This window comes from Stieleria sp. (assembly GCF_041595215.1).
Lineage (GTDB): Bacteria > Planctomycetota > Planctomycetia > Pirellulales > Pirellulaceae > Stieleria > Stieleria magnilauensis.
Window position 1 is genome coordinate 1 of sequence record NZ_JBFHKV010000907.1, and the last position, 3,609, is coordinate 3,609.

At 61.5% G+C, this 3,609-nt stretch carries 4 protein-coding genes; 3 read left to right on the forward strand and 1 reads right to left on the reverse strand.

Going from position 1 to position 3,609, the window contains the following annotated elements; genetic code table 11:
* Window positions 1-81 precede the first annotated feature (81 nt).
* Window positions 82-1,023: a TVP38/TMEM64 family protein gene (locus tag ABX749_RS26060; protein ID WP_372898577.1), complete on the reverse strand. Its 942-nt coding sequence runs from the start codon at window positions 1,021-1,023 to the stop codon at window positions 82-84.
* 6 nt (window positions 1,024-1,029) lie between these two features.
* Between ABX749_RS26060 and ABX749_RS26065 the strand changes: the two genes are divergently transcribed.
* The 3 genes from ABX749_RS26065 to ABX749_RS26075 all read left to right on the forward strand — a co-directional run.
* The gene (locus ABX749_RS26065; protein WP_372898578.1) at window positions 1,030-1,749 is read left to right on the forward strand and encodes a hypothetical protein; all 720 of its coding nucleotides are present in this window, start codon (window positions 1,030-1,032) and stop codon (window positions 1,747-1,749) included.
* On the forward strand, window positions 1,724-3,139 hold the full coding sequence (locus ABX749_RS26070; RefSeq protein ID WP_372898579.1) for a sporulation protein: 1,416 nt from the start codon (window positions 1,724-1,726) through the stop codon (window positions 3,137-3,139). Before ABX749_RS26065 ends, ABX749_RS26070 begins: the two co-directional genes overlap by 26 nt.
* Before the next feature lie 112 nt (window positions 3,140-3,251).
* On the forward strand, window positions 3,252-3,609 hold a 358-nt coding region (locus ABX749_RS26075), incomplete at its 3' end, for a phosphoribosylformylglycinamidine synthase subunit PurQ (RefSeq protein ID WP_372898580.1).

Below are 3,609 nucleotides of genomic sequence, written 5' to 3' on the forward strand. Positions count from 1 at the left end.
AGAAAGCTCAACGATCGCTCACCCGTCCTGCCGATCGGTCGACCAGGATCTTGAAGACCGTCATTCATCGCCCCGACGGTCTTAAGTTCGATCGGCGTACCCCGGCGTCTCGGCTAACGAAGCACAACGAATCTCTTTGAGCCTTCGTATCGCGATCGGCGGCAGGGCGAGACTGACGAGGGTTGCGACGGACAGCGACAGCACCGAACTGATCCAGCGGAAGTGCAGCGATTGTTCGGAATCGACCGCCATCGCGGCGGCGTGGACGTACAACAATTGTGGCACCACGGCGACCGCGGCCGCAGCCACGTAGGGTACGAAGCGGGCGCCGGCTGCGCCCATCGAATAACTGATGATGGTGGTCGGGACCGGTGCGAGGCGCACGAGTAAATGGATGCCGAAGCCGGCATCCTGCGCCAGCTGCCCCGCCGCGCGCGGCCAACTGATCGGCGGCTCGATCGACGCGTCTCGGTCCTCCCCGACGTCGCGCTGCGGGTCGAGGGACGATCGATTTGAATAAAAATAACCGCCCGCTCCGATCCAGTACTTTCCGATCGTGTAGTTTAGGGCGGCGGCAGTGACGGCCGTCACCAACATGATCGGACATCCGTCTTGCGTGCCGAACAACGCTCCCGCGGCGAGCGACACCATTGTCTTCGGCATCATCATCGTCATCAACAGCGTTCCGGTGACGATGAACAACAGCGGCGCCCAATTTCCCGTCGATTGCAGCCAGAGAGAGAGGTCGTCGAAACGATAGCCGGAAAGAACGAGCAGCAGACCGAACGCAGCAAACCCCAGGGGTAGAGAAACCCTTCTCATGAGCGAGGCGGTCTTTGGAGAAGGAATCATCGAGAGGACCGTGTCTGTCATTGCAGCATCGACAGGCTGGAAGCCGATCCCACCCTGTTTCCACCAGATATCCACTGATCCATCAAGCAAGCCGCCCGCTCCAGCGAGCATCATAGCAAAATGACAGAGTTCGCGAAAACTTCCGCATCGGCCTCGGAACAGAATCTTCATCCTCGCGTGCCCCCAAGCGACCGTGACTTCAAGTCCTCAGACGCCTTGCAGCCCGCGTCGCGGTGGCCGGCGGCCAACCTGTTTCGCAACCCCTTCGGTGAATTGACGCGCAGCGAACGCGCCGAACTGGCGGTGGTTCCGGTCGCCGAGATTGTCGCGGCGATTGGTGAACCAAGCGTCGACGAACCAGCGATCGGCGACGCCCCCCTCAAATTTCGACCCTGGTCCGCCTACCAGATGATCGGCGAGTGCGGCCGCGGCAAGACGACACGCATGCTGGCGATCGCCAAGGCCTTTCCCTCGTCCAGCTATGTCTACTTGCCCGAAGACCAGCCTTGCCCGACGATTCCCACCGGCGAACCGTTGCTGATCGATGAAGCACAACGGCTCCCCTGGCGGATCCGCCGCAAGGTGTTCGCCAGCGGCGCAACCCTGGTCCTGGCCACCCATCAAGACTTGTCGACCGCCCTGCGACGCGCCGGTTACACGGTGACGACGGAGAAGATCGGTCTGTCGCTGTCGGTCGGACAATTGGCCGAAATCCTCAACCGGCGAATCGTGGCCTCGCGTCGCGATCACCGGCAACCCGTACCACGCATCAGCCACGAAGATGCCGACGCATTGATTCGGCGGTTCGGGACCGATGTGCGGGGCATCGAAAGTTATCTTTACGACATCGTGCAGTCCCAAGTGAATCATCATGGCGAAATGCGATTTATCGATTGAGCTCGACCACCCCGAACGAATTTATTCAGGTGGCGACAAGATCACCGGCACCCTGCACGTCCTGGCCGATGCCGACGTGAAGTGCAAAGGGCTGGAGGTGTCCTCGGGCTGGCGAACGCATGGACGAGGCAACATCGCGCGGGGCGTCGCCGAATCCATCACGCTGTTTGTCGGTGAATGGACCTCCGGCCAGCGCGAGTCGTATCGATTCGAGCTGGAAGTCGCCGATTGGCCGCCCAGTTACCATGGCAACTACATCAACGTCGATCACTACATCGATGCACGGGCCAAAATCCCCTGGGCGTTCGATCCGAAAGCGTCCCAGGAATTCGTGATGCGTCCGGCCACCGGGCCCGACACTGCCGACGCACAGGTGGCGGCGGCGGTCGGTGGATGCATCGGATATGGATTGGTCGCCCTGGTGCTGGGTCTGATGGTCGTCGCGTTCGGCTTCCTGATCGTCACCTTTGTCGTCAATCCGTTTGCGGGTCTGGTCGCCGGAGCCATCATCATTCCACTGGTCGGCTTTTTTGTCGCCAAAAAGCTGTTGCCGAAGTGGCTGCTGGGCAACGTGCACGCCGAACTGCTGACGCCCCAGGTGGCGCCCGGTGACCGCGTTCGCGCCCGACTCGCCTTCCAGCCCAAGCGTCGCTTTACGATCAATTCGATCAGCGCCGAGTTGACCGGAACCGAGGTCTGCGTCAGCGGCAGCGGCAGCAATCGCACGACGCACCGACACACGTTTTTCACCGATCGACACGAACTGGAAGGCCAGTCGACGCTGCAAGCCGGCGACCGCAAGGAGTTCAATCTTGATTTTCCGATCCCCGGCGATGTGCCTTATTCGTTTGATCTGGCTGACAACGACTTGAATTGGACGATCGATTTGCGTGTCGATATTCCACGCTGGCCGGACTGGACGCAGTCGCTGAAATTGCTGGTCCATCCCAATGGCCAACCGATCCAGCGGCCCGAGACGACCGAGCCGCATGCGGCGCTCGGCGCCACCGAGGACGGGACCGACGCCGCATCGCCACAGCAGGATGAGATCACCTTTGCCGAAACCGCCACGCATTTTTGGGAAGCTCGCCACGACGCCGAACAGGTGGATCTGTTGGTCGAAGCGGTGACCGGAATGACGTTCGAAATCGACACCTTCATCGAGCGGCGATTGCTCTACAGCGGCGAAGAGGATCCGCACGTCTACGACGACGGCTATGCTGTTTGGGCCCGCCACAGCGATCCTCCGCTGCCGCTGGTGCTGTATATCCCCCACGAATTGGCGGACGAATTCGAGCAAGCCGGCCGCGACCTGTGGCGCTGTCGCGGCACGATCGTCGGCTGGGACCACCAGCACCGACGCCTGCAAATCAAGGTTTTGGTCCGCTAGGAAAGCAAGCCGGCAAGGAATAAACTCCGGGCACCGGAATAGGCCTCCCGCCGCGTCGATGCGGCCGTCTGCCTATCGTGCCCCCCAACCATCCGTCTCGCAAGCCTTCGACATGTCGTCCCCCCGAGTCCTCGTGTTACGTGCCCCGGGCACCAACTGCGACGAAGAAACTGCGTATGCCTTTCAACGTGCCGGCGCGACCACCGAGCGGGTTCACGTCAATCGGCTGATCGAAAATCCGACGCTCAAGGACCGTTATCAAATCCTTTGCCTGCCCGGCGGGTTTAGCTACGGGGACGACATCGCCGCCGGCCGCATTCTGGCCACGCGAATGCGAAACCACCTCGCCGACCTGGTGGACACGTTCGTCCACGGCAACGGCGACCGACTGGTGCTGGGAATCTGCAACGGAATGCAAGTGCTGATGCGGTTGGGCGTGCTGACCGAAAACGTCGAAGCCGCCGGCGGTC